Below are 26378 nucleotides of genomic sequence, written 5' to 3' on the forward strand. Positions count from 1 at the left end.
AAAGTGCCGCCGGCAAGCGGCGGCACGGGAATGTCGTGGGCCTCAGGCGGCGCGGCGTTCGTGGCGGCCTTCCTCGACCTCCTCGACGATTTTCGCAACGAAGGCATCGAGGTCTTCCGGGCTGCGGGACGTGATGATGCCCTTGTCCGTCACCACCTTTTCGTCTTTCCAGTTGGCGCCGGCGTTTTTCAGGTCGGTCTTGATCGACCAATAGGACGTGGCGTTACGGCCGCGCAGGGCATCCGCTTCAACGAGAAGCCAGGGGGCGTGGCAAATCGCAGCCACGACCTTGCCGGACTTGACGAAATCGCGAATGACGCGCATCGCATCCTCGTCGTGGCGCAGGACATCCGGATTGATCTGGCCGCCTGGAAGAACCAGCGCATCGAAGTCATCCGATTTGACGCTCCCGGCGGAAAGATCGACGGCAATGCTGTCGCCCCAGTCCTTTTTATCCCAGCTCCTGATCTCGCCTTCCTTGATTGAGGCGATCTTTACGTCCGCACCCTTGGCCTTCAACTGGTTATAGGGCACGCGCAGTTCGGAGCGCTCATAGCCGTCCGTTGCGAGAATGAGGATCTTTGCAGCGTTGATGGCAGTCATATCTGTCTCCTTATGGGTTCAATCGTCCTTGTCGGAATTCACGGAAGGGAGGAAAAATTCCACGTCCTTCAGGCGCTCCTCGTCGAGATTTTCGATGTTGGTCTGCCAGAATCTCTCCGCTTCCGCCGGTTCGTCTTTCCATTGGCGCACGAAGGTCTTGTTGTCGTCGATCATGACTTGGCGGGTTCCGCCGAGCCGCAGATATTCTTCCGCAAGTTTGCGCGTTTCGGTTTTTTCCATGTCGCGGCTCCTTGTGCGTGGAAAGCGGGGACGGAGGGACGCCGGATGGGTAAGAAGCTCGGCTGCCATTTCGTTGGCCACCGGGAGAAAACGGAAAAATCCCGATGTTCTTCAGCGCCATCGCGTCCGTTTGACACGGCGGCCCTCCTGCCAGAACAACGTGAGCTTTCCGGTATGGTTCCCCATTTTTTGAAGGGCTGTTATTGCCGAGGCCAAATACATCGCGCGCAATTTTTCCCGGAACAAACGGGCAAGTCACGTTGTTTTAGCCGTGATGCAGGGGAGGCAGCATGGCAGCCAGACAGAGCGACGGCGAATACAGCGACAACAACGAAAACAAGGGTTTCTGGTCGATCGACTTCGACAATTCGCCCGTCATCGGCACGGCCATTCATGACGGTCATCGCATCCGCCCCGATATTGCCGATCTGATGGCGCTTTCCCCGGACGAACGCCTGCGGGAAGAAGATCCCTTTACCGGCGAAATGATCGCGGGGATGACCAACCGCATCGTCGTCCATCATTCGCGTTTCGAAATCGATCTCAACCGTGCGGCCGACCAGGCAATCTACCTCAAGCCGGAGCAATCCTGGGGACTGGAGGTCTGGAAACAGGAGCCGCCCGCGGCATCCATCCGCCAATCGCTCGATTTTCACGCCGACTATTACGCAATGCTTGAAACCGTTCTTTCAACGGTCGAACGGCGGCACGGTGCTTTCGTGGTACTGGACGTGCACAGCTATAATCATCGCCGGCAGGGTGCCGCCGCGCCGCCGACGGCCCAGGCGGAAGCGCCTGATATCAATATCGGCACCTTTTCCATGGACCGCAGCCGCTGGAGCGATGTCGTCAGCGCCGTTGGCCATCATTTTGCGTCAGCGACCATCGGCGGCCGCCGTCTCGATGTTCGCGAGAATGTGGCCTTTCAGGGCAAGGGAGAGCAGACACGGTTCATTCACGAGCGTTTTGCGCAGAACGGCTGTGCGATTGCGGTGGAGTTCAAGAAATTCTTCATGGATGAATGGACCGGCAAACCGGACGTACGCGTGGTGTCGGATATTCGCGACACGATGGCCGCACTTCAGCCGGTTCTTGAAGAGTGCCTGAGGGCGCGGCGATGAACCTCTCTTCCGCACGCAGCGAACCGTCACCGGTCGCCGATCTGGTAGACGATGTTGTCTCCTGTCTGGAAGCTGGCAAGGCGGTCCGTCGCGATGTCGGAAAGACTGGCAGGTTGCATATCGACCGGCCGTTGCCGTTTCTCTGCCTGCATCTGACTGGCGGTACGAAGGATCTCGCGGCCCGCGACATCGCGTCTGCACATGCGTCCTATCTGATCGCATCGACCATTCAGGAGGCTGCGCCGCTGATTGAGGCCGTGGGTGCTGCCATGCGGCAACGCTTCGGCGCCTTCATGGTTCTCGATATCGGCGAACTGGAACATGACATTCTGCTCGCCGACGATTCGCCCTTTCTGCCGCATTATGAGGTTTCCGTCTCGGCGACGGACGAGCCCGAAACACAGAACGCCCGCCGTGTTTTCATCAAGGCGGTTTGCGACGCCGAAGTGCGGTTTCGCACGCCGCGCATCACCAGGCCAGAAGCGGCGGCGGATCCGATCCTTAGATTTCAGAATGCCGGCCTCGATTTCCCCTGCATCAGTGTCCGTTTTGCGCCGATCTACCGGCAACCGGAATCCGGCGCGGATTATCCCGGCCTGCGCGAGACGATGATTGCCGATATTTTCGATGCCGGTTTGCAGGCCTTCTCGTCATTCGCGGCCGGTAAAGATGCCCTCAAGGTCACCAGTCACCGGGCGCTCGGCCGCAAGGCTTTCGTCGATGCCGTCAGGCGCGCCGATCGCTCGATCGACGACATCGTCTCTTCCTTCGATTTTCTTCTGTCCGTCACGCCGATCAATGCCCGCCGGGCATTCGAGGAGTTTCGTGACGGCAGCTTTCAATATGCGCCGCGCCTGCTTTACCGGCCCTCGGCGTTGATGTCGAGGAACAGAAACGCAAGCTGTATTCCGTGGTTTTCGACCATCTGGAAGACCCGGTTCTTTATCATCTTTACCGGGAAAAGCAGCAGGAGATCGATCTGCAACTGACGATGCTCGCCAATCTGCATCGCCGCACGTTCACAGATTTCTCCCGCGCCCTTTACGGCGCCGTTGAACCCGCTCTTTTGACACTGGCGCTCAGCGTGCTTGCGGATTGCCCGCGCAAGGATGAGAGCGGCGAAATCGCCATGGTTGATTGTTATGCGGTCGCCAGAAAGTCGCGCGAGATGGTCGAGACCTATCTGGCGGAGGAGCCGGAATTCAAGGCCCGTGTCGAAATCAGGGACGACCTGCCACCCGGCCTGATGGTGACGGGCGAAAAACTGCTGATCTCGCGCCACACTGTCATGGAACAGCGCCGGGTCGAGGCGCTTCTCTCGCACGAGATAGGCGTGCATCTGCTCACCTATTTCAACGGTTCGTCTCAGGGCCTCAGGCTCTTTCGCACCGGACTTTCCGGTTACGAGGGCGTGCAGGAGGGGTTGGCGGTGCTGGCGGAGCACCTGGCCGGTGGCATGACACGCGAGCGCCTGCGGCTGATCGCCGGCCGCGTCGTCGGCTGCGCCGCCATGCTGGACGGCGCGACTTTCGTTGAGACGTTCCGGATCATGACCCGGGATCACGGTTTCGACGAGGCCGGCGCCTTCAACATGGTGCTGCGCATCTATCGGGGCGGTGGTCTTTCGAAGGACGCAATTTATCTGCGCGGACTGGCAGAGGTGCTGGAACACCTGCGCAAGGGCGGCGCGCTCGATCCATTCTGGATGGGCAAGATCGCCGCCGCCCATTTCCCGGTGATGCAGGAGCTTGCCTTGCGCGGCCTCCTGCGTCCGCCGGGCGTACGCCCCGCTTTTCTGCTGCCAGCCAAGGCCAATGAGCGGCTGGAAAAGATCCGGGCGGGATTATCCATCGCCGAACTGGCGACACTATAACATGACAGGAGGGGCTACATGCGTATCGCATTTTTCGTCAATTCCATCGAAACCGAGGGACCGAATTTCGCTACCGGGCTTATGGCCATGGCTGCGCTCAATCGCGGCCATGAGGTGGTCTATCTGACGCCTGGTGATTTCACCTTGCGGTCGGACGACAGTCTGACCATTCATGCCTCTGTGCTGCCGAAGGCAAAGTACAAGAAGGCCGACGCTTTCCATGCCGCCCTTCAGGACAAGTCGCTGGAGCGGCGCACGATGGATGTGGAGGAAATCGACGCGCTGATGCTGCGCAACGACCCTTCGCTTGACCAGACGACCAGGCCTTGGGCGGTGCATGCCGGCATTCTGTTCGGCCGGCTTGCCGAACAACGGGGCGTCGTGGTGCTGAACGATCCCGAAGGTTTGGCGCTTGCGCAGAACAAACTCTATTTCCAGAGCTTCCCCGAAATCGTCCGTCCGACCACGATCATCTCGCGCAATGTCGATGAAATCCGCGCATTCGCCGATGCTCATCCCAAGGGTGTCATCGTCAAGCCGCTTCAGGGTTCAGGCGGCAAGAATGTCTTCAAGATCGGCTCCAGCAAGGAGGCCAATCTCAACCAGATTTTCGAGGCCGTCAGTCTCGAGGGCTATCTGATAGCGCAGGCTTATCTGCCGGCCGCCAAGGATGGCGATGTCCGTTTCTTCATGATGAATGGCAGGCCGCTGATGCGCGACGGAAAATATGCCGCACTTCGCCGCGTGCCGGCAAAAGGCGATCTGCGCTCCAACATTCACGCCAAAGGCACCGCCGAGGCGGTGAAAGTGACCGACGAGATCGTGGCGCTTGCCGAAATGATGCGGCCGAAGCTGGTGGAAGACGGCATGTTTCTGGTCGGGCTCGATATCGTCGGCGACAAGATACTGGAGGTGAACGTGTTTTCGCCGGGCGGTCTCTCTAACATCCTCGAACTCACCGATGTCGATTTCAGCGATACGATCATAGAGTCTATAGAGACAAAAGTTGCCATGCAGAGCGCGTCCGGCGGCATGCTCTCCAATCGCCTGCTGGCGACGCTTTGAGTCATTCGCGCAGTTCCGTCGAGCGCATCTCACGATACCAGGCGACGAGGGCCTTGATGCCCTCTTCGACCGGGGTTTGCGGCACGTAGCCGGTCAGGGCTCTTAAAAGATCGGGCGAGGCGAAGGTGCGGGGAACGTCTCCCTGCTGCATGGGCAGCATGTTGCGGATAGCCGGCCTGCCCACCGCTTTTTCGACCGTTTCGACAAAGTGCATCAGTTCCACCGGCTGGCCGCCGCCAATATTGACGATACGGAAGGGGGCATGGTGCGACAGCGTGTCGGTCACGCCTTCCTGCGTCACCCGGTTTTCCTCGGACGGGACGATCTCACTCAGCCGGACGATGCCCTCCACCAGATCGTCAATATAGGTGAAGTCGCGGCTCATATTGCCTTCGCCGTAAATATCGATCGGCTGGCCGTTCGATATGGCATCGACGAATTTGATCGGAGCCATGTCCGGCCGTCCCAGGGTCCGTAGACGGTGAAGAAGCGGAAGGCCGTGGTGGGCAATTTGTGGAGATGGGCATAGCTATGCGCCATCAGTTCCATCGATTTTTTGGTGGCCGCATAAAGCGTCATCGGCTCATCGGCCTTGTCGCTTTCCGCAAAGGGTATTTTTTCGTTGGCGCCGTAGATGGAGGAGGTCGAGGCCAGCATCAGGTGTTTGACACGCAGGTTCTTGGCAAGCTCCAGCATGTTCCACGATCCGATGAGATTGGAATCGATATAGGCGCGTGGATTTTCAAGGCTGTAGCGGACACCCGCCTGTGCTGCGAGGTGAATGATGATTTCCGGTTCGGCGGCCTCCGCTGCCCGCTTCAGGGCGTCCACGTCTTCCAGCATGCCGATCTCGGCCCTGAAACCATTGGAGCGGGAAAGGATGGCGTGGCGTTTTTCTTTCAGGCTGACGTCGTAATATTTCGTCATGCCGTCAAAACCGGTCACGAAGTGGCCGGCATCCAGAAGCCGCTTGGCAACGTAAAAACCGATGAAGCCCGCGGTGCCCGTAACCAGATAACGCATGATGATTATATCCCGAATCCGTTGGTGCGTTTGCCGTCGAACCGGAAAGCGCGAAAACCTTTTAAGTGAAATGCCGAAGGCGAAACTTTATAGTTCTTTGCCGGAACTGCTCTCGTGCGGACGGCCAACCGCAGCATAGATGAAGCCATGTGCGGCGACTTCATCCTTGCGGTAAATATTGCGCAGATCGACCAATACAGGGCTCTTCATGATCGCTTTCAGGCGCGGCAGGTCGAGCGCGCGGAACTGGTTCCATTCCGTCACGATGACGACGGCGTCAGCATCTTCCGCAGCCTCGTAAGGACCCGTCGCATATTCGATATCCTCCATGATATGGCGGGCATTCGCCATGCCTTCCGGATCATAGCCCACCACCCGGGCGCCACCATCCTGCAGGGTCTGGATGATGGCGATTGCCGGGCTGTCGCGCATATCGTCGGTGTTCGGTTTGAAGGTCAGACCGAGCACCGCGATCTTCTTGCCGCGCACGTCGCCGCCCACCGCGTTGATGACCTTGCGGCCCATGGCGCGCTTGCGGTTGTCGTTGATGGCGATGGTGGTTTCGATCAGCCGCACCGGGGCGTCATAGTCCTGCGCGGTCTTGGCGAGCGCCAGCGTATCCTTGGGAAAACAGGAGCCGCCATAACCGGGGCCGGCATGCAGGAACTTGGAGCCGATGCGGCCATCAAGGCCGATGCCGCGCGACACGTCCTGAACATTGGCGCCAACCTTTTCACACAGATCCGCCATTTCGTTGATGAAGGTGATCTTCATCGCCAGAAAGGCGTTGGCGGCATATTTGATCAGTTCCGACGTGCGTCTCGTGGTGAAGAGCAGCGGCGACTGGTTGAGATAGAGTGGACGGTAAACCTCGGTCATGACCGGGCGCGCGCGCTCATCCGAAAGGCCGACGACGATGCGGTCCGGCCGCTTGAAATCCTCGATGGCCGCACCCTCGCGCAGGAATTCCGGATTGGAGACCACGGCGAAATCGGCCGACGGATTTTCCTCGTGAATGATGCGCTCCACCTCGTCGCCCGTGCCGACGGGAACGGTGGATTTCGTGACGATAACGGTAAAACCATCAAGCGAATGGGCGATTTCTTTCGCCGCAGCGTAGACGTAACCGAGATCGGCGTGGCCATCGCCACGCCGTGAGGGCGTGCCAACAGCGATGAAGACGACATCGGCATTGGCGACCGCGGAAGAAAGATCGGTGGTGAAGCTCAGACGGCCGGCCTTGGCATTATTCGCGACGATTGTCTCCAGACCCGGTTCGAAGATCGGAATATGGCCGCTTTTCAGCGCTTCGATCTTTTCCGGCATCTTGTCGACGCAGATCACGTCATGGCCGAAATCGGCAAAACATGCGCCTGAAACAAGACCGACATAACCGGCACCGATCATCACTATCCGCATTCTTCTTCCTTTCGGTTCGTGAGGCGATGTTCGCGCAGCAAGCTTGAGGCGAAATCAGCGGGTGCAATCACACCACAATGTTTAGCCGCCTTCGCGCTTGCCGCCAAGCGTCACGATCAACACGGGCTAACCTCTTTCCATGACGGTGATGTGATGGCGGCGGCGGGACAAATTTGCCGCACCTTGCAGCCATTTGCATCGGTTGGGTTCAATCGGGCAATTTTGCCGTTTTTCCGGCTTGCACTCATAGGTAGCCGGGTCTAGCCATAGGGTGAGGATCAAATCTGCCAGACTGTCTGTCCCTTTAAGGGGCGTCCGGGTTGCTTTACGCAGCCGGAGTGCGCTTTGCATTCCGGTCGGTGTTCGGGGAAGTTCAAATGCAAAAGGGTTTTCTGCTCGGTCTGTTCGCTTATGCGAGCTTTTCCTGGGGCGATGCCACGATCAAGTCGCTTGGATCACAGGTCAGCGTTTTCGAGATCGGCTTCTTCAGCATATTGTTTTCCGGCATCTTCATCTTCTTCAGCAAACCCCGCGAAGAAAGGTGGCGTGAATTCTGGCGCATGAGCCGTCCCTTCGCCGTGCACGGCCGGGCGATCTCGGGTCTGTTTGCCGGTATTCTCGGCATTTACGCCTTCACCACCATTCCCTTGGCGGAAGCCTATGCGCTGATCTTCCTGTCGCCGCTCTTCGTCACCGTGCTGTCGGCCGTTGTCCTCAAGGAAGATATCGGGCCGTGGCGCTGGGCGGCGGTTCTGGCCGGCATCGTCGGCGTCATTCTTGTCGTGCGGCCCGGCTTCAAGACGCTGGAACTCGGGCATTTCGCCGCGATCGGTGTTGCATTTCTGGCAGCCATGACCATCGTTTTGCTGCGCTCGCTGGCGGGTAAGGAAAAGCGCACCTCGATCATGGGCGTGCTGTTGATCTACGGTCTCACCTTCAACGGCCTTGCCTCCATCCCTGAATTCGTCATGCCCAATCTGCACCAGCTTGTTGCCTTTGCCTTCATCGGGCTTTGCACGGCAACGGGACAGATAACGCTTCTGGTGGCAACCCGCATCGCGCCGGCGAGCCAGATCGCGCCGTCGCATTATTCGCAAATCCTCTGGGCCGTCGCGATCGGCATGGCCTTCTTCCACGAATATCCGGATGCGATTGCCGTTCTCGGTCTCGCCGTCATTGCGGCCTCGGGACTGCTGACGATGATCCGTGAAAAGGTGAGGCTTGGCACCGTGCGCTGGAACCCGTTTTTCCGCAATCGTCTCTGACTCTTTCGCCGTTATCGTGATGATCGGAAACAGTGCGTCAACCGAAGCGCGGCTTGCGGGGTGGCCGCAGGCGGCTCCATAAGGCTTTTCATCTTTAGATGAATGGAGAGCCTAAATGCTCGTTGATGGAAAATGGACGGCCGAGTGGCATCCCGTGCAGGCGACCGACAGGAAGGGTGGCTTCGTTCGCCAGACATCCGGTTTCCGCAACTGGGTGACGCCTGATGGTTCGGTTGGCCCGACGGGTGAGGGCGGTTTCAAAGCTGAGGCCAGGCGCTATCACCTCTATGTCGCGCTGATATGCCCATGGGCATCGCGCACGCTGATCGGCCGCAAACTCAAGAAGCTGGAAGAGGTGATTTCGGTTTCCGTGGTCGAGCCGGCGCTTTCCGATGAGGGCTGGAGGTTCGGCGATTATCCGGGCTCGGGACGCGACGGGCTGAATGGCTTCACCTATATGCACGAGGCCTATACCAGCGCCGATCCGCACTATACCGGTCGTGCCACCGTTCCCGTGTTGTGGGACAAAAAAACGAAAACCATCGTCAACAACGAATCCGCCGATATTCTGCGCATGCTGAATTCCGGCTTCGGCGATCTGGCCGATAATGACGTCGACCTTTATCCGCAAGATTTGCGGGGCGAGATCGATGCCCTCAACGACCACATCTATCCGCGCCTCAACAACGGTGTCTACAGAACCGGTTTCGCCACCACCCAGCTTGCCTATGAGGAAGCCTTCGCCGAGGTCTTCGCGACACTTCAGGAACTGGAAACCCGCCTCGCATCAGGCGGACCTTTCCTCTTCGGAGATCGCCTGACAGAAACGGATGTCCGGCTTTTCGTGACGCTGGTGCGTTTCGATGCTGCCTATTACGGCCTGTTCAAGTGCAATCTTCGCCGTATTGCCGATTATCCTGCCCTGCAGGCTTATATGATGCGGGTGCTGACTGTTCCGGGCGTGCGCGACACGGTGAATATCGACCACATCAAGCGCGGTTATTATTCGATCAAGGCGCTCAATCCGACCCGGATCGTGCCGGTCGGTCCCGATCTTCCGGGGCTTGACGAGGTTTCCGCGGGAACTGTGTGAATCTCTAAGCCGGCTTGCCGACCTGATCGAGAAGCCATGCCTGGAAGGCGCGGGCAAGGACATTGTCCTGCCGCCCTTCCGGCAGGGCAACGTAATAGCTCTTGTCGGTTTGCAGGGGGATATCGAAGACGATTTCGAGGCGGCCGGAGACGAGTTCCGCCTCGATCAGATATTTCGGCAAGAGGGCAAAACCGATGCCGCTTATGGCCGCTTCAATGATCATCGAAAACTGGTCGAAACGGCTGCCCTTATAGGCATTCTCTGCCGTTACCCCGTTCATCTCCAGCCATTCCGTCCACAGTTTCGGGCGCGTGGTCACATGCAACAATGGCTGCCGGTTGAAATCGCCGGGCTCTCTCATTCCTGCGCGCTGAAGCAGAGTGGGGCTGGCGACCGGCACGATCACCTCATTGCATAAAAAGGTGCAGGTGCCGTGTGCCCAGACCGGTTGGCCGTAATGAATGGCGAGGTCGAAACCTTCCTCGTCGAAATCGAAGGGGTGCGAGCGCGAGCCGATGGTGATCGTCATGTCCGGATTGGCATCGATGAAGCGGTGCAGACGTGGCATCAGCCAGCGGCTGCCAAACGTTGGCAGAGTGGCGACGGAAAGCGAGGCGTGCGATGTTCCGGCCGAAACCGCGCGCACCATCAGCTGTTCGGATTGCTGCAGCAGGCGCCGCACATCGGGCAGAAATTTACGGCCCGCTTCCGATAAGACGACGCGCCGGCGGATGCGTTCGAAAAGCTGCATCCCGGTCTGGGCCTCGAGTTCGCCGATCTGCCGGCTGACGGCGCTTTGCGTGAGGTTGAGTTCTTCCGCCGCACGGGTAAAATTCCCATGCCTTGCAGCACACTCGAAAGCTTGCAGGGTGACGATGTCAGGGACCAGTCTTCTGCGCGGATCCATACCATTCTCGCATCAACTTACCCGCTTTCCTCATTGGAAAAGGGTCATTATGCCCATATATGATTACGGGAAAGAATGGAATGGTGTTTTGCCGGTTGCGGCGGAGGCCGTTTCACAGAATGACAAATTCGGGGAAAGAACAGCGACGGGAGTTGAAAGAGCCGTATCAAAAACGGCCTTTCCTCCCCTTTGAGCCAAAAAGGACAATTGGACATGGATGCGACCACGAAGCTTGACGTGAAAAAGGAAGCCGCGGCCCTGCTCGACCGGATGGGTGTTGCCCGCGATCTTTACATCGGTGGCGACATGGCGTCCTTCAGCCCGGTTACGGGTGAACAGGTCGCCAGCCTCAGGACCGTTTCGGTCGAAGATGTCGCAGCCGTGGTCGAGAAGGCCGATGCGGCCTTCAAGACATGGCGCAACGTGCCGGCACCCCGCCGTGGCGAGTTGATCCGGCTTTTGGGCGAAGAGCTGCGCACCTTCAAGGCCGACCTCGGCCGCCTTGTTTCGCTGGAAGCGGGCAAGGTGCCGTCCGAGGGTCTCGGCGAAGTGCAGGAAATGATCGATATCTGCGATTTCGCCGTCGGCCTCTCCCGCCAGCTTTACGGCCTCACCATTGCCACGGAACGCCCTGGCCATCGCATGATGGAGACCTGGCATCCGCTCGGTGTTGTCGGCGTCATCTCGGCATTCAATTTCCCCGTTGCGGTCTGGTCGTGGAACGCGGCGCTTGCGCTCGTCTGCGGCAATTCGGTGGTCTGGAAGCCATCTGAAAAGACCCCGCTCACGGCGCTTGCCGTGCAGGGCATCTTCGAGCGCGCGGCCGCCCGTTTTGGCGATGCGCCGGAAGGTCTTTCGCAGCTTCTGATCGGTGACCGCGCCGTGGGTGAGGCATTGGTGGACAACCCCAAGGTTCCGCTTGTTTCGGCCACCGGTTCCACCCGCATGGGCCGCGATGTCGGTCCGCGTCTGGCGAAACGCTTCGCCCGCGCCATTCTGGAACTTGGCGGCAACAATGCCGGCATCGTCTGCCCCTCTGCCGATCTCGACATGGCGCTGCGCGCCATTGCCTTCGGCGCCATGGGCACGGCCGGCCAGCGCTGCACCACGCTTCGCCGCCTCTTCGTGCATGACAGTGTTTACGACCAGCTCGTGCCGCGCCTGAAAAAGGCCTATGCCTCCGTTTCCGTCGGCAACCCGTTGGAAACCTCCGCACTCGTCGGCCCGCTGGTCGACAAGGCGGCTTTTGACGGCATGCAGAAGGCGCTCGAAGCGGCCAAAGCGCATGACGGTGTGGTGAATGGCGGCGGCCGCGTGGATACGGGTGCGCCGGATGCCTATTACGTCAAGCCCGCTCTGGTCGAAATGCCGAAGCAGGCTGGACCGGTGCTGGAAGAGACCTTCGCGCCGATCCTTTACGTGATGAAGTACAGCGATCTCGATCAGGCAATCGACGCGCATAACGCCGTCGCCGCTGGTCTGTCGTCATCGATCTTCACCCGCGACATTCAGGAATCGGAACGTTTCCTGTCGTCGGAAGGCTCGGATTGCGGCATTGCCAACGTCAATATCGGAACCTCGGGCGCAGAAATCGGCGGTGCCTTCGGTGGTGAGAAGGAAACCGGCGGCGGCCGCGAATCCGGCTCGGATGCGTGGAAGGCCTATATGCGCCGCGCTACCAACACGATCAATTACTCCAAGGCTCTGCCTTTGGCGCAGGGCGTGTCCTTCGACATCGAATAAATCGCTCGCAGGTCTGAACGCGATTGTGACATTGATCCATTATGCCGGTGCGGTTCGTTCCGCACCGGCATTTGCTTGTCGAAAGGGTTCATACAAGGGCGCCTGCGATGATTTGCGGGAAAGCGGCCTCTCTGCGGAATTTTATTCCCGCAAGATTGCTGATATTGAATTATCGTCTCTCTATCGTTTTAATGGAAAACCCTAGCATTGCTCCATATCGCAAACCGGCACAGCGCCGGTGATAAGGAGATAAAATGCCAGTCATCACCCGCCGTACCCTCTCCGCCAGCATTCTCGCCGTTGCGGCATTATCCAGTCTGCCTTTGCAGGCTAAGGCGGCGGAAGAGCTGAAGATCGGTTATCAGAAAACCGGTCTGCCGGTGATCGCAAGGCAACAGGGCGTCATCGAAAAGCCGCTTGAAGCCAAGGGCGTCAAAGTGTCGTGGGTCGAATTCACTGCAGGCCCGCCGCTGGTGGAGGCCTTGAATGTCGGCTCGATCAATGTTGGCTGGACGGGTGATGCACCGCCGATTTTTGGTCAGGCGGCCGGTTCGGCCATCGTGTATGTTGCGGCCCTGCCCTCGAACGGTAAGGGCGAGGCGGTTTTCACCAAGCCGGAGAGCGGCATCAAGTCGGTTGCAGATCTCAAGGGCAGGAAGGTCGGCGTCGGCAAGGGCACCAGTGCTCATAATCTGCTGGTGGCGGCGCTGGAGAAGAACGGCCTGAAATTCAGCGATATCGAGGTGGTCTATCTCACCCCGGCTGATGCCGCCGCAGCTTTTGCCAGCGACAAGATCGACGCCTGGGCCGTCTGGGATCCTTTCTATGCGATTGCGGAGACTCGCTACAAACCGGTAACGCTCGCCCGTACCAGCGATGTCCTCAACGTCAGCACCTATTTCCTCGCCAATCGCGACTACGCAAAGTCGCATGCGGACACCATCAACACCACCATCGATGCCCTGGGCGAAGCGGCCAAATGGTCTGCCGCGAACCGTGACAAGGTTGCCGCAGCGCTGCACGAGGTGACGGGTGTGCCGCTGGAAGCGCAGACGCTTGCCGCCAACCGCTCAGAATTCGGGATTACCAAGATCGACGACAAGATCGTTGCCAGCCAGCAGGAAACCGCCGACCGCTTTTATCGTCTCGGCCTGATCCCGAAACAGATCAGCATCAGCGATGCCGTCTGGTCGGGCGCGACCAACTGAGCAAGAGCCGGAGGGCATGCCATGAGCACCGGAAAGCGTATCGAGATTGGCGGCATCACAGGCTGGCTGCTCCCCGCACTCATTCTTGCGGGCTGGGAGGCGGCGGCGCGTGCCGGTCTGATTTCCGCCAATGTGCTGCCAGCCCCTTCCGCTGTCGCGGAAGCCTTCTGGCGGCTTCTGCTTTCGGGTGAGCTTCTCGCCAATATCGGCGTCAGTTCCGCTCGTGCGCTTGTGGGTTTCGCCATTGGCGGCTCCATCGGCTTCATTTTCGGATTGGCCAATGGCCTTTCCAAATTCTCCCGCAGCTTCACCGACACAACGCTGCAGATGATCCGCAACATCCCACATCTGGCGCTCATTCCGCTCGTTATCCTGTGGTTCGGCATCGACGAGGAGGCGAAGCTTTTCCTTGTGGCACTCGGGGTGTTTTTCCCGATCTACATCAACACGCTGCTCGGCATTCAGGGTGTCGATCCGCAACTGGTGGAGATGGGCCGCACCTATGGCATGTCGCCCTTCACCCTGTTCCGGCGGGTGATCCTGCCCGGTGCGCTGCCTTCCATTTTCACCGGCCTGCGTTATGCGCTCGGCATCATGTGGCTGACGCTTATCGTGGCCGAAACCATCTCCTCGTCCTCCGGCCTCGGCTACATGGCCATGCAGGCGCGCGAGTTCCTGCTGATCGATGTCGTCGTGCTGTCGATCCTCATCTATGCGCTTCTCGGCAAGCTGGCGGACAGTTTCGCCCGCTTCCTCGAAAGCATCTTCCTGCAATGGCATCCAGCCTTCAAGAAAGTCTGAGGTAACCCATGTCGACCAGCAATGTTACGACGTTGAGACGCCCCGATGCCCCGCCATCCTCCCCGCCCGGGGCGGAGCCGAAGGTTGAACAGCGCGGCAAGCAGAACGACAGCAAGGTCGCCTTCAGCTTCCGAAATTTGACCAAGACCTTTGGCGACAAGCCGGTGCTGCGCGGCATCGATCTCGATGTGCGGGAAGGCGAGTTTCTGGCAATCATCGGCAAGAGCGGCTGCGGCAAGAGTACGCTTCTGCGTATCCTGGCCGGTCTCGATGCGCCCACAAGCGGCACCGTTTCGAAAGACGCATCGAGCCGCACCCGCATGATGTTTCAGGAGCCGCGCCTTCTGCCATGGGAGCGCATTGCAAACAATGTGTCCGTGGGCCTGACCGGCATTGCCAAAGGCGAGGCCGCGAATGAGCAGGCGCTTGCCATTCTCGACGAAGTCGGGCTGAAGGATCGGGCGGGCGAGTGGCCCTATGTCCTGTCCGGCGGTCAGAAGCAGCGCGTGGCGCTGGCGCGCGCACTGGTGGCCCATCCACAAATATTAGCGCTGGACGAACCGCTCGGCGCACTTGATGCACTCACCCGCATCGAAATGCAGCTTCTGCTCGAGCGCATCTGGCGCAAGCAGAAATTCACCGCCGTTCTCGTCACCCATGATGTCTCGGAAGCTGTTGCGCTTGCCGACCGCATTGTCGTCATCGATGAAGGACGCATTGCGCTTGATCTCGATGTGAAACTGCCGCGACCGCGCCGTCACGGCACAGCGGAATTTGCAAAGCTGGAAGAGCAGGTCCTGAACCAGCTCTTCGGGCGTGGCGAGATCAGTGGATAGGAGTTGGCCGGCAGGGGCCTCGGCCCTGCCGGGTTATTTATCAGCCGATGCTCATCAGGCTGGCATTGCCGCCGGCGGCCGTGGTGTTGACGCTGACCGAGACTTCTTCCACCAGCCAGTCGAGCGTATAGGGCTGGCTTTCACCGGAAAGCGCTTCCGTTGTCGCAGCCTGAACCAGAACCAGCGGGCCGGGCAGAGCGGCGATCTTCTTGTTGATCGTCACGACACGCTCCGCATCACCTTCGATCAGCGCGCCGGCGAAGGGTGCGGATTTTTCCCAGTTGTCAGCCCAGGCGATGCGCGAGGTGACGGTTGCCGGCAATCCATAGATCGCTTTTTCCAGTCCCGACGCATTGTCGATGACGACCGAGTTGCCGGTGGCAAGTGCTGCCGCCAGCTGGCGATACAGCCCCTGTTCCGTAGCGGGGATCAGCAGAACCTTGCCGCGCGGATGCAGCGCATAGACATTGCGCTCCCCGACCGGGCCTGCCAGTTCTGTTTCAAAGCCGAGGCCGGAAAGGGCCGCAGCCTGCCTTGCGGCCTCAGCCGCGATGGTCTGGCCGTTTTCATCCAGCCAGCGGGCAAGATCGACGGCCGCCTGGTCCTGCTGGCTGGCGACACGATCAATCTTTGGCGCGGTCTGTGTCACGCGGCCAAGATAAAGCGGTCCGCCGGCCTTGGGGCCGGTGCCGGAAAGGCCGCGCCCGCCAAACGGCTGCACGCCGACCACGGCGCCGATGATGTTGCGGTTCACATAAAGATTGCCGGCGGCGACGCGCGACAGGACGTGCTGGATCGTATCGTCGAGGCGCGTATGCAGGCCGAAGGTCAGGCCGTAACCGGTGGCGTTGATTTCATCGATCAGCCGGTCGAGATTGTCGCGCTTGAAGCGGATGACGTGCAGCACCGGGCCGAAGACTTCGCGTTTCAGATCGGCGAGCGATTTCATCTCGATGATCGTCGGCGGCACGAAGGTGCCCTTGCCGGTTTCGCCGGCAAGCGTGATCTGTTCGATGCGATGGCCGAGCCCGCGCATGCCCTCGATGTGCTTTTCGATGATGCCCTTCGCCTCGGCGGTAATGACGGGGCCGACATCGACGGAGAGCTTGTCGGTACGGCCGATGCGCAATTCATGTAGCGCGCCTTTCAGCATCGTCAGCGTGCGGTCCGCCACATCCTCCTGCAGGCAGAGGATGCGCAATGCCGAGCAGCGCTGGCCGGCGCTGTCGAAAGCGGATGCGATGACATCGGCGACCACCTGCTCGGCAAGTGCGGAAGAATCGACGATCATGGCGTTCTGGCCGCCGGTTTCGGCAATCAGCGGCACCGGCTGGCCATTGGCTAGAACCCGGCCGGCAAGCTGGCCCTGAATGAGCCGCGCCACTTCCGTGGAGCCGGTGAACATCACACCGGCTGTAAGAGGTGAACCAACAAGGGCCGCCCCCGTCTTGCCGTCGCCCGGCAGAAGCTGCACGGCGTCCTGTGGAACGCCTGCCTCATGGAGAAGGCGCACGCCCTGCGCCGCAATCAGCGGCGTTTCTTCGGCGGGCTTTGCCAGCACCGGATTGCCGGCAACCAGCGCCGCCGTCACCTGACCGATGAAGATGGCGAGCGGGAAGTTCCACGGGCTGATGCAGACGACGGGGCCAAGCGGGGCCTCGCCGGATTTGAAGTTCCTGCGGGCTTCCGCTGCGTAATAACGCAGGAAGTCGATGGCCTCGCGCACCTCGGCAATCGCGTTGGGCATGGATTTTCCCGCCTCGCGCATGATGAGGCCGAGCAGGGCGGGCATTTCGGCCTGCATGGCGTCGGCGGCCCGCTCCAGGCAGGCGGCGCGTTCTTCCACCGGGGTGGACGGCCAGCTTGAGGCTGCCGCCCGCTGCATGGCGGCTTCGACATCGGCTTCAGTCGGCTCCGTCACATGGCCGACGATATCATTGTGGTCGCCGGGATTGAGAACCGGGCGCGTGTTGCCACCTGCCTGCGGCGCGGTGGCTTTCCATTCCGTCGCAGCACCTGCCTTCAGGGTTTTGTCCAGTGCGGCGAGCGTCGTTTCGCTGGAAAGATCGAGACCGGCGGAGTTTTTGCGTTCCGGGCCGAACAGGCCTTCGGGGGCGGCGATGCGGTCGTGACGCGCGCCGGGAACAGTATAGGCCTTGACGACGGCAACCGGGTCTTCCAGCAGGGAGTCCACCGGCACGGCAGGATCGGCGATGCGGTTGACGAAGGAAGAGTTCGCACCGTTCTCCAGCAGGCGGCGGACGAGATAGGCCAGCAGCGTCTCATGCGTGCCGACGGGGCGTAGAAGCGGCAGGGCCGATCGAGCTTCTTCTTGCCGACGACTTCGCTGTAAAGCGGTTCGCCCATGCCATGCAGGCACTGGAACTCATAGTCGCCGAGCTTGAAGCCGGGGCCGGCGAGATGGTAGATCGTCGCCATGGACTGCGCATTGTGGGTCGCAAATTGCGGAAAGACCAGATCGCGTGCGGCGAGCAGCTTGCGGGCGCAGGCGATGTATGAGACGTCCGTGTGGACCTTACGGGTGAAGACCGGGAAGTCTTCCAGCCCTTCCACCTGCGCGCGCTTGATTTCCGCGTCCCAATAGGCGCCCTTGACGAGACGCACCATGATGCGGCGGCCCGAGCGGCGGGCGAGATCGATAATGTAATCCAGAACGAAGGGGCAGCGGCGGCCATAGGCCTGCACGACGAAACCGAGGCCGTTCCAGCCCGCAAGGTCCTTGTCGAGCGCCAGCTCTTCCAGAAGATCGAGCGACAGTTCCAGCCGGTCGGCTTCCTCCGCATCGATATTGAGGCCGATATCGTATTTCTTGCTGAGCAGCATTAGGGATTTGACGCGCGGTAGCAGCTCCGCCATCACGCGCTCGGCCTGGGCGCGGGCGTAACGCGGATGCAGCGCCGAAAGCTTGATGGAAATGCCGGGGCCGCCATAGATGCCGCGGCCGGCAGACGCCTTGCCGATGGCGTGGATGGCGTTTTCGTAGTCCTTGTAATAACGTTCCGCATCCTTGGCGGTGGTCGCGGCTTCGCCCAGCATGTCGTAGGAATATTGGAAGCCTTGCTCTTCGAGCGGCTTCGAACGCTTGATCGCTTCGCCGATGGTTTCGCCGGTGACGAATTGCTCTCCCATCATGCGCATGGCCATATCGACGCCGCGACGGATGACTGGTTCGCCGGCGCGGGCGATCAGCTTGGTCAGCGCCGCCGAGAGGCCGCTATCATTGACCGTCGAGGTCAGCTTGCCGGTGATGACGAGACCCCAGGTGGCGGCGTTGACGAAAAGCGAACGCCCGCCGCCAATGTGGGACTTCCAGTCGCCGCGGGCGATCTTGTCGCGGATTAGCGCATCGCGGGTGGCGGTGTCTGGAATGCGCAGCAACGCTTCGGCAAGGCACATCAGGGCCACGCCCTCATGGCTGGAAAGCGAATATTCCTGCACCAGCCCTTCGACCCCCGTGCCCTTGGTCTTGGCGCGCAGTGCCTCGATCAGCTTGGCAGCCGTGGTGCGAATGGCGCTCGCCTGCTCGGGCGTGACGGTCGCAGCCTCGATCAGCGGCGCAAGGCATTCTTCCTCGGGGCGGCGATAAGCGGCGGTAATCGCCTTGCGCAGCAGGCTCTGTTCGCGCACCGGCGGCGCAAAATTCTGGAAAATACCGTTCACTGCTACACTGGCGTTGCTTGCACCATCGGCCATTCTGAAGATCCTGAAAAAGCGTTGAAGACAGACCGTCGGCGGCAGCGTGTCCTCCGCCCGCCGCTTTTCATCCTGGCGGGTACAATACCATTGCCGCGGAAATTGCTATGGCCCTATTTTTGGATTAAAACAGGAAATATGAACTTTTATTGCTCGATTTAGGCGTGAAATTACATGGCAAATAGTCATAAAACAGACGATCTGGATCATTTCGATCTCAAGATTCTTGAGGCCCTGAGTGAAGATGGGCGCATGTCCGTGCTGCAGCTGTCAAAAAGGGTGGGCCTCTCCAAGACGCCGTGCCAGACGCGGCTGAAACGGCTGGTGGACGAGGGCTATATTCTCGGCTTTCGGGCCGTTCTCAATCCGCACAAACTTGGGGTCGATCACATCGCCTTTGCCGAGGTGAAGCTTTCCGATACGCGGGAAAAGGCGCTGGAGGAATTCAATACTGCGGTGCGCAAGATCAAGGAAGTGGAGGAATGCCACATGATTGCAGGCGCCTTCGATTATCTCCTGAAGGTGCGTACCAGTGACATTCGCAAATACCGCAGGGTGCTCGGCGAAAAAATCTCAAGCCTGCCATCGGTTTCCAACACCTCCACATTCGTGGTGATGCAGTCGGTCAAAGAAACCGGCATCTAGCGAAGCGAGCAACGAAAAACGGGCAGGCGTTTGCCTACCCGTTTATTGCCTGGTGAATCCCGTTATTTCAACGCGCCGTTGCCGCAGCGGTTACCGCGCTCATCTGCGCGTCCGGGCCGAACTCGTTTTCGTTCTCGATGCCGAGGAGTTCCTGCAGGCGCAACCTTGCGCGGCTGACGCGGCTCTTGATCGTGCCGACGGGGCAGCCGCAAATCTCGGCAGCTTCCTCATAAGCAAAGCCCGAGGCTCCGATGAGGAGGATCGCTTCGCGCTGATCGTCCGGCAGCTTCGCGAGCGCCGTGCGAAAATCCTGCAGGTCGACCGATCCATGCTGCTCAGGCGGCACTGACAGGCGCGAGGTGTAAACCCCATCCGTATCCTGCACTTCGCGACCGGATTTGCGGATCTGGCTGTAAAACTCGTTGCGGAGGATCGTCACCAGCCAGGCGCGCATATTGGTGCCCGGTTGATAGCTGTCCTGTTTCGCCCAGGCTTTCATGATCGTATCCTGGACAAGATCGTCGGCGCGGTCCCTTGAGCGGATAAGCGAAATCGCGAATGCTCGCAGGTTTGGCAGCGCTGCCAGCATTTCCCGCTTGAAATTATATTCTGTCTGCTCCGGCTCTTTCGCCATCATTCCTCCGAAGCCTTGATTTTGGCTTTGCTTTCGGCTTCATCAAGTTTTTCGAGAAGATCGAGGAATTTATCTGGGATGCCTTCATCCTGAACAGCATCGTAAAGTTCTCTGAGCTTGCGGGAAATCACCGCCCGCCCGGAGTGCGGAACCTGGGGGGCGGCCGGATTGTCCGGCGAGTCTTGGTCCGATTGAAATATGTTCATAACGTCCGGTATTCCTTTTGTGTCGAGCAAAGAATGCGCGGTGAAAAAAATAGTTCCGACGCTTCGGAACTTTTTTTGCGATGCGCACGTTGCTATCTTGGGTTTGCGTTGCAGGCCGCATGAAAGGGGAGAATTCCATGTCAGTTTCTACACGCATCGCACCGCACCTGCCATATCTGCGCAGGTTCGCGCGTGCCGTTTGCGGCTCACAATCCACGGGCGATGCCTATGTTGCGGCAACACTCGAAGCTCTGATTGCCGATATCAGCATCTTCCCGCAGACAAGCAGCGATCGGGCTTCGCTCTATCAATTGTTTGTATCAATCTTTAGTTCCGTCACGATCAATATTAAGGCCGACGAAAACCTGTCGGGATGGGAAAAACGCGCCTCTGCGAACCTCTCCGCCGTGCCGCCTCTCGCCCGTCAGGCTTTCCTTCTGACCACGGTCGAGGAGTTCACGCCTTCGGAAGCAGCAGAGGTTCTGAAAGTGTCCGAAGATCGCGTCGGCCAGTTGATCGACGAGGCGGCTTCGGAAATCGCCCGCCAGGTGGCGACCGATATCATGATTATCGAGGATGAGCCTCTGATCGCCATGGATATCGAGCAGATGGTCACCGATCTCGGCCACCGCGTCACGGGCATTGCCCGCACACATACCGAGGCGCTCGACCTCTTCCATCGCACCCAGCCGAAAATGATCCTTGCCGACATCCAGCTCGCGGATGGCAGCTCCGGCCTCGATGCGATGAAGGATATCCTTCAGATGACGTCCCTGCCGGTGATCTTCATCACGGCCTTCCCGGAACGGCTTCTGACGGGTGAACGTCCGGAACCGACCTTCCTCGTTACCAAGCCGTTTAACCCGGATATGGTAAAAGCACTTATCAGCCAGGCTCTGTTTTTTAACGAAAGCTCTCGCGTCGCAGCGTGAAGTTTGCCGAAACCGCGGACGAACTGGGAACCAGTGGGGTATCTGGGCGTTGGCGGTTACGGTCGTGGGGCTATCCCGCGGCTTTCTGCAAGGAGACGAATTTGCATCGGCTGGCATGGCATAACGCGGAAAGGAACGAGAGCGAGCTTCACGATTCGCTCGTCCTTGCGTTGCTCGACTCGGGTGAAACAGTCATGCTGCAGGACTGGAACCGCGATTACATATTCGTGGCCAACCTGCCGGATGTCTGGCGTTTGCCGGCAGATTCCCATCCGACCGATGAGAACCTGTTCGGCAACGATCTCTCTGCGCGGCTTGCCGAACTTAAAAAGGATATGAATGCCGCGGGCAGCCGGGGCATGCTGGAAGTCAATGCCGGGAATGACCGGGTCTTCCAGTTTCAGGTCTATTCCACCTTCAATCAGTCGAACCAGACCGTGTTGAAAACCACCATACGGGAAGTGACAGCGGAAAGGCGGCGCGAGCAGCTTTTGCGCTCACTGCTGCGTGAAGTCAGCCACCGTTCCAAGAACCTCCTGGCTATCATCCAGAGCCTTGCGGGCCAGACGGCTCGATTCAGCCTCACCAAGGATGATTTTCTGCGCAAGTTCCGGGGCGGTTGCATGCCTTGGCCCAAAGTCAGGATCTCATCACCGATTCCGATTGGAGGGGCGCTCGTATTTTCGAACTTCTTCGCCAGCAATTCGATCTTTATGTGCCGGAATATCCAAACCTCATCCACATGGAAGGGGAAAACCTGCTGCTCAATCCAAATGGTGCGCTTTATATCGGCCTCGCCTTCCACGAGCTGGTCGTCAATACGGTGAGCCACAGCGGCAATCTTGCCTATCATCCGCCGATATCGCTGCAGTGTCGCCAGGAAGATGATGTCTACATCGTCGAATGGATAGAGCCGATCAAACCGTCGAAAGAGCCGGCAGAGACCCGGCGCGGCAGTTTTGGCAGCGTTGTGCTTGAAAAGGTGGTTCCATCCGCACTGGGCGGAAGCGCCGAATATCAGCTGACACCGGAACGGATCGTCTACCGGCTGAAATTTCCCACCGGGGATAGCGTAGATTCTTGAGAGGATTGCCGGATGTGCAGGTCGGGCCTGACAGGCGTGACCCGGCTTCGATCGTGCAAAAAGCGCAATAAAAAAGCACGGCTCGTATGAGAGCCGTGCTATTTTTATAACAGGTTTTCAGGGGCGAAACCTGTTTATTTTCAGCCAAGCTTCAGGCGGGGACGGGGGAATTGCTTGGCCTGCAGTAAAAATGCATGTCGCCGGATTCGGTTCCCATAAAATGCATTTTTTTGACAAAGGCCAGATTTTGCCCGTGGTTTATCCTTCAGTGCGGCTGTTCGGCCCGCTTGGGAATGAAGTAGCGCATGGGTGCTTCAAGCGACCATTCGAACCCGGTTTCCCGATATTCCGTCGTTACCTGTCCGCCGAATGCGCCTTCGGCGTGCCTTTTGATAACGGTGGTGCCGAAACCCTTGCGGGTCGGCTCCATGGCAGGGGGCCTCCGGTTTCTGTCCAGACGAGACGGATCATCTGCCGCCCGTCTTTTTCGAAAGCCGTCCAGCCGACGTTGATCTTCCCCGCCGCAACTGACAGGGCCCCATATTTGATGGAGTTTGTCGTCAGCTCATGTACCACGAGGCCAAAATTCTGCGCCGCTTCCGGCGAAAGCATGAAATCGTCTCCCGAAAGCACGAAACGCTCCGATACGGTGCCGAAGACGTCGAGGTGTGTCTCGATCAGCTTGCGGATCGGCAGACCCTGCCACTGAACCTCGGCCAGTGCCCGGATCGACATTCCAAGACCGCGCAGTCGATGATCCACTTCTTTCTGGAATTCCGGAATGCTTTTGTTTTCGCGACCCAGCTGCCGGATCATGGCCTGAACCAGCGTCAGAATGTTCTTGGAGCGGTGAACCAGTTCGTGCAGCAGCAATTGCAGCCGTTCTTCCGACTGACTTCTGTCGAAGGAGGCGTTGGAGAGCGCAATGGCAACCTGGTTGGCCTCCTTGATCTTGGTGTCGACGGGTGCCACGATCTCGCCCTCACCGATGCGCTCGGCCATATGGGTCAGGTCGCGAATGGACATCCGCAATTGCCGGCCGACCAGATACGCGCCGCCGACGGCGATCAGCACCAGCATCAGGCTGCCGATCATCATTTGCCGCCAGGTATCCACCAGTGCCGCCTGGCTTGCTGCAAGCGGTCCCCACATCACGATCTTCCATTGCCAGCCGGGCAATTGGGCGTAAGCGTAAAGATTGCCTTTGCCGTCGAAAAAATTGCCGCTGAAGGCCTGCATTTCCGAAAGAACGGCGGGGGTGACGAAGGGTTTGCCCACCTCCGCCTCACCCTGCGAACTGGAAACGACGACGCGACTTGTACCGTCGATGATGGCGACCACCCAGTTGCGCGGCAGGTTTTCGGTGGGGATGAGCCGGCTGAGGTCGCTGGCATTCTGCGTCAGGATCAGGGCGTCTCCGGCCGAACCCAGTTCCGGGTTGAGCGGCATGGTGACGTTGAATACCCATTCCTTGCTGGTCGCGCCGAAAAACATGTCCGAGACGGTGATGCGGCGGGACTCGATCGCCTTGGCGAGATTGGCCTCGGCCGGCACTTTGCCCAGGGGCTGGCCATAGGGCACGCGGGTATTGAGGCGCTGCTGGCCGTCCTTGGTGGCGAGAATGGCGAAAAGCCCTCCCGCTTCAGACTTTCGGCGACACGTCCCTGAAAGGCGGAAAGATTGCCGCTTTCAAGCTCGGGGAATTGCGACAGCAGATTGAGGGAGGTGGCGATTTCCTGCAGGCGGCGATCGATATTGCGGCTGACGACCCGCGCATCCTCGATCGTCTCGCGTTGCAGGTCATCGCGTTTTTCCGCTTCGAGACGCAGCATCAGATAGCCGCCGAAAAGAATAAGCGGCAGGGTAATGACGGTTGCCATCACCACCAGATAGGTGCCGATGGATGCGGTCGGGAAAAAATTCGCGCTGCGTCGACGCAAAGCGGAGATCACGTCTTTCATTTTTTTGCCGGGTTGAGGCATACAAAAACTCCGGCAGTTACTGCATTGTTACGTCAGGGATAATAGCGTGCCAGCCCCTTTAGCAATGCCTGATTTTTACCCCCGGTTGTCGCGACACGCCACAATTGCATCGGCATGATTGAAAAAATCGGAACTATTTCAACGATCAACCCGTTTGCAAGACGAACCGGTCATGGAGCGGAAACGAAATTCATTCACCGCCCGGCCAGTTGAGAACGATGAAAGGAAGGTACGAAAATGGCAAAGAAACTTACGATACTCGTCACCGCTGCCCTGATGGGCACGACGGCTTTCGCGCCGCTTGCCATCGCTCAGGGCACCACCCAGCCTGCACCTGCAAATCCGAGCGCGCAGACCGAGCCGGCAACGCCCCCGGCCACCCCGATGGCGCCGGCGGCCCCTATGGCCAATGACAGCGCGGCAGCAACGACGGGCGGCGCCTATATCACCGAGCAGGGTGAAGCGCAGATCAGCGCCAATGATTATATCGGCAAATCGGTCTACACCGCCGCTGATGAAAGCATCGGTAACGTCACCAACCTCATCATGGAAGAAGATGGCGGTCTTGTCGCAGCCGTGATCGGCGTCGGCGGCTTCCTCGGCATCGGCGCCAAGGATGTGGCTGTTCCCATGGACAAGGTGACAATGACGCGGAATGCTGAGGACGGGACAATCCGTCTGACGACGACGGAGACGGCGGAAACGCTGAAGGCGGCTCCGGAATTCAAGACGCTGGAGCAGAAGACCAGTGAAAAGAATGCCGCGACACCTGCTGCTCCCGACAGCACGACCACTTCCGCTACAAAGCCTTAATCCCATACCTGGGAGGCAGGAGCGGGACTGGCTGACACCAGCCGTCTCGCGAGAGGCACCGGCCAAAAGGCCGGTGTCTTTTTTGTGCTGTTTACACCTGCAGGTGTTCAGTCCCCAGCGTTGCGCGAGGAATGCCAGGCCCAGGCGGATTTGATGATGTCGGCCAGCGAATAACGCGGTTCCCAGCCGAGAACCGCCTTTGCCTTGTCATTATTGGCGACAAGGGTTGTGGAATCGCCATCGCGGCGGTCTGTATATTCCACGGGGAAGGGGCGGCCGGACACTTCCGAAATCGCCGCCAGCAATTCCTTCACCGTCGTGCCGGTGCCGGTGCCGAGGTTCAGTTCAACCGTTTCACCATCCGCCAGCAGATAATCCACTGCCCGCACATGGGCGTCGGCGAGATCGAGAATGTGGATATAGTCACGCACGCAGGTGCCGTCACGGGTGTCGTAATCCGTGCCGAACACCTTGAACCCCTGACGCCGTCCAAGTGCCGCCTCGATGGCAAGCGGGATCGCGTGGGTTTCCGGCTTGTGCCACTCACCGATACGGCCTTCGAAATCCGCGCCGGCAGCATTGAAATATCGCAGCATCACCGAGCGCAGCCCCTTGTAAGTGCTGTAATCCTTCAATGCCTGCTCGACCACCCATTTGGTGCGGCCATAGGGGTTGATCGGCGCCTGACGGTGCGTTTCGTCGATCGGCACCTGTTCCGGCAAACCATAAGTGGCGCAAGTCGACGAAAAGACGAAGGCCGTGACACCCGCATCGATGGCGGCGGAGAGAAGGTTGAGCGAGCCGATGACGTTGTTGTCGTAAAAGGCGACCGGTTGCTTCACCGATTCGCCGACCTCGATCAGCGCGGCAAAATGCAGGACGGCTTCCGGCTGGTGTTTGGCAAAGACTTCGTCAAGCCGCGCCCGGTCGCGAATATCACCCTGCTCGAAAGGTCCCCAGCGGACGAATTCCTCATGTCCATTAGACAGATTGTCGAAAACGACCGGTTCATATCCTCTTTCGGAGAGAAGGAGGCAGGTGTGCGAACCGATATAGCCGGCACCACCGACGACAAGGACTTTCTTCTTCATCAATCGCCTTTCAGAAAAATACGAGGACGCGCCGAGACTGTATGTCACTTTGTTCAAATAAGGGCGGCGTGGCGGCAGGC

19 protein-coding genes and 5 pseudogenes are annotated in these 26378 nt (G+C 59.3%); 13 read left to right on the forward strand and 11 right to left on the reverse strand.

Annotated elements, in window-relative coordinates:
• Positions 1-42 precede the first annotated feature (42 nt).
• Together G3A56_RS22890 and G3A56_RS22895 are read right to left on the reverse strand one after the other, a co-directional pair.
• Complete coding sequence (locus tag G3A56_RS22890) at positions 43-603, reverse strand: type 1 glutamine amidotransferase domain-containing protein (protein ID WP_082185062.1); 561 nt, start codon at positions 601-603, stop codon at positions 43-45.
• Positions 604-621: 18 nt separating this feature from the next.
• The gene (locus tag G3A56_RS22895) at positions 622-843 is read right to left on the reverse strand and encodes a hypothetical protein (RefSeq protein ID WP_035223556.1); all 222 of its coding nucleotides are present in this window, start codon (positions 841-843) and stop codon (positions 622-624) included.
• Positions 844-1133: 290 nt separating this feature from the next.
• Between G3A56_RS22895 and G3A56_RS22900 the strand changes: the two genes are divergently transcribed.
• The 3 genes and pseudogenes from G3A56_RS22900 (at position 1134) to G3A56_RS22910 (ending at position 4902) form a co-directional block, all read left to right on the forward strand.
• Complete coding sequence (locus tag G3A56_RS22900) at positions 1134-1964, forward strand: N-formylglutamate amidohydrolase (protein WP_082185061.1); 831 nt, start codon at positions 1134-1136, stop codon at positions 1962-1964.
• A pseudogene (locus tag G3A56_RS22905) lies at positions 1961-3837 on the forward strand (flavohemoglobin expression-modulating QEGLA motif protein). Before G3A56_RS22900 ends, G3A56_RS22905 begins: the two are co-directional and overlap by 4 nt.
• Before the next feature lie 18 nt (positions 3838-3855).
• Entirely contained in the window at positions 3856-4902 is a 1047-nt protein-coding gene (locus tag G3A56_RS22910; protein ID WP_082185059.1) for a glutathione synthase, read from the forward strand.
• 1 nt (position 4903) lies between these two features.
• Here G3A56_RS22910 and G3A56_RS22915 read toward each other — a convergent pair.
• Both G3A56_RS22915 and G3A56_RS22920 read right to left on the reverse strand, forming a co-directional pair.
• Positions 4904-5925 (reverse strand): annotated as a pseudogene (locus G3A56_RS22915) (NAD-dependent epimerase).
• Between the two features lie 87 nt (positions 5926-6012).
• Positions 6013-7344 (reverse strand): UDP-glucose dehydrogenase family protein, encoded by a 1332-nt coding sequence (locus G3A56_RS22920; protein WP_082185057.1) that lies wholly within the window; start codon positions 7342-7344, stop codon positions 6013-6015.
• A gap of 377 nt (positions 7345-7721) precedes the next feature.
• Here G3A56_RS22920 and G3A56_RS22925 point away from each other — a divergent pair, with 377 nt between their 5' ends.
• Entirely contained in the window at positions 7722-8609 is an 888-nt protein-coding gene (locus G3A56_RS22925) for a DMT family transporter (RefSeq protein WP_035243014.1), read from the forward strand.
• Positions 8610-8724: 115 nt separating this feature from the next.
• Positions 8725-9702 (forward strand): glutathione S-transferase family protein, encoded by a 978-nt coding sequence (locus G3A56_RS22930; RefSeq protein WP_082185056.1) that lies wholly within the window; start codon positions 8725-8727, stop codon positions 9700-9702.
• 4 nt (positions 9703-9706) lie between these two features.
• Here G3A56_RS22930 and G3A56_RS22935 read toward each other — a convergent pair whose 3' ends face one another.
• Entirely contained in the window at positions 9707-10609 is a 903-nt protein-coding gene (locus G3A56_RS22935; RefSeq protein WP_082185055.1) for a LysR family transcriptional regulator, read from the reverse strand.
• A 213-nt stretch (positions 10610-10822) separates the two neighbouring features.
• Here G3A56_RS22935 and amaB point away from each other — a divergent pair, with 213 nt between their 5' ends.
• The 4 genes from amaB to G3A56_RS22955 all read left to right on the forward strand — a co-directional run bounded on the left by amaB (position 10823) and on the right by G3A56_RS22955 (position 15197).
• A complete protein-coding gene (gene amaB / locus G3A56_RS22940) occupies positions 10823-12352 on the forward strand; it encodes an L-piperidine-6-carboxylate dehydrogenase (RefSeq protein ID WP_082185054.1) in 1530 nt (509 codons plus the stop codon).
• A 254-nt stretch (positions 12353-12606) separates the two neighbouring features.
• Entirely contained in the window at positions 12607-13560 is a 954-nt protein-coding gene (locus G3A56_RS22945) for a sulfonate ABC transporter substrate-binding protein (protein WP_082185052.1), read from the forward strand.
• Between the two features lie 21 nt (positions 13561-13581).
• Positions 13582-14361, forward strand: coding sequence for an ABC transporter permease subunit (locus G3A56_RS22950; RefSeq protein WP_082185051.1), 780 nt, complete (start codon positions 13582-13584; stop codon positions 14359-14361).
• A gap of 8 nt (positions 14362-14369) precedes the next feature.
• Positions 14370-15197 carry an ABC transporter ATP-binding protein gene (locus G3A56_RS22955; protein WP_082185050.1) on the forward strand — a complete coding sequence of 276 codons (828 nt, stop codon included), beginning with the start codon at positions 14370-14372 and terminating at the stop codon, positions 15195-15197.
• Between the two features lie 40 nt (positions 15198-15237).
• On the opposite strand, the gene putA is transcribed toward G3A56_RS22955, so the two are convergent.
• Together putA and G3A56_RS29665 are read right to left on the reverse strand one after the other, a co-directional pair.
• Positions 15238-17577 carry a bifunctional proline dehydrogenase/L-glutamate gamma-semialdehyde dehydrogenase PutA gene (gene putA, locus G3A56_RS29660; protein ID WP_425503375.1) on the reverse strand — a complete coding sequence of 780 codons (2340 nt, stop codon included), beginning with the start codon at positions 17575-17577 and terminating at the stop codon, positions 15238-15240.
• Positions 17473-18911 (reverse strand): annotated as a pseudogene (locus G3A56_RS29665) (proline dehydrogenase family protein); the annotation flags it as partial. The pseudogene G3A56_RS29665 and the gene putA, both read right to left, overlap by 105 nt.
• A 174-nt stretch (positions 18912-19085) precedes the next feature.
• Between G3A56_RS29665 and G3A56_RS22965 the strand changes: the two are divergent.
• Positions 19086-19556: an Lrp/AsnC ligand binding domain-containing protein gene (locus G3A56_RS22965; protein ID WP_003498512.1), complete on the forward strand. Its 471-nt coding sequence runs from the start codon at positions 19086-19088 to the stop codon at positions 19554-19556.
• A gap of 67 nt (positions 19557-19623) precedes the next feature.
• Here the strand turns inward: G3A56_RS22965 and G3A56_RS22970 are convergent, their stop codons facing one another.
• Both G3A56_RS22970 and G3A56_RS22975 read right to left on the reverse strand, forming a co-directional pair.
• On the reverse strand, positions 19624-20190 hold the full coding sequence (locus tag G3A56_RS22970; RefSeq protein ID WP_035243019.1) for an RNA polymerase sigma factor: 567 nt from the start codon (positions 20188-20190) through the stop codon (positions 19624-19626).
• Positions 20190-20396, reverse strand: a complete 207-nt coding sequence (locus G3A56_RS22975) for a NepR family anti-sigma factor (protein WP_035243021.1) — start codon at positions 20394-20396, stop codon at positions 20190-20192. Before G3A56_RS22975 ends, G3A56_RS22970 begins: the two co-directional genes overlap by 1 nt.
• Before the next feature lie 137 nt (positions 20397-20533).
• On the opposite strand from G3A56_RS22975, the gene G3A56_RS22980 reads away from it, so the two are divergent.
• Together G3A56_RS22980 and G3A56_RS22985 are read left to right on the forward strand one after the other, a co-directional pair.
• Entirely contained in the window at positions 20534-21328 is a 795-nt protein-coding gene (locus G3A56_RS22980; RefSeq protein WP_035223533.1) for a response regulator, read from the forward strand.
• 101 nt (positions 21329-21429) lie between these two features.
• Positions 21430-22412 (forward strand): annotated as a pseudogene (locus G3A56_RS22985) (sensor histidine kinase).
• A gap of 265 nt (positions 22413-22677) precedes the next feature.
• On the opposite strand, the pseudogene G3A56_RS22990 reads toward G3A56_RS22985, so the two are convergent.
• Positions 22678-24394, reverse strand: a pseudogene (locus G3A56_RS22990) (sensor histidine kinase).
• 237 nt (positions 24395-24631) lie between these two features.
• Here G3A56_RS22990 and G3A56_RS22995 point away from each other — a divergent pair.
• Entirely contained in the window at positions 24632-25207 is a 576-nt protein-coding gene (locus G3A56_RS22995) for a PRC-barrel domain-containing protein (protein WP_082185046.1), read from the forward strand.
• A 107-nt stretch (positions 25208-25314) separates the two neighbouring features.
• Here the strand turns inward: G3A56_RS22995 and galE are convergent, their stop codons facing one another.
• Complete coding sequence (gene galE / locus G3A56_RS23000; protein ID WP_137067617.1) at positions 25315-26298, reverse strand: UDP-glucose 4-epimerase GalE; 984 nt, start codon at positions 26296-26298, stop codon at positions 25315-25317.
• Positions 26299-26378 lie beyond the last annotated feature (80 nt).

It is taken from the genome of Rhizobium oryzihabitans, from assembly GCF_010669145.1.
In the GTDB taxonomy this organism is placed as follows: Bacteria; Pseudomonadota; Alphaproteobacteria; order Rhizobiales; family Rhizobiaceae; genus Agrobacterium; species Agrobacterium oryzihabitans.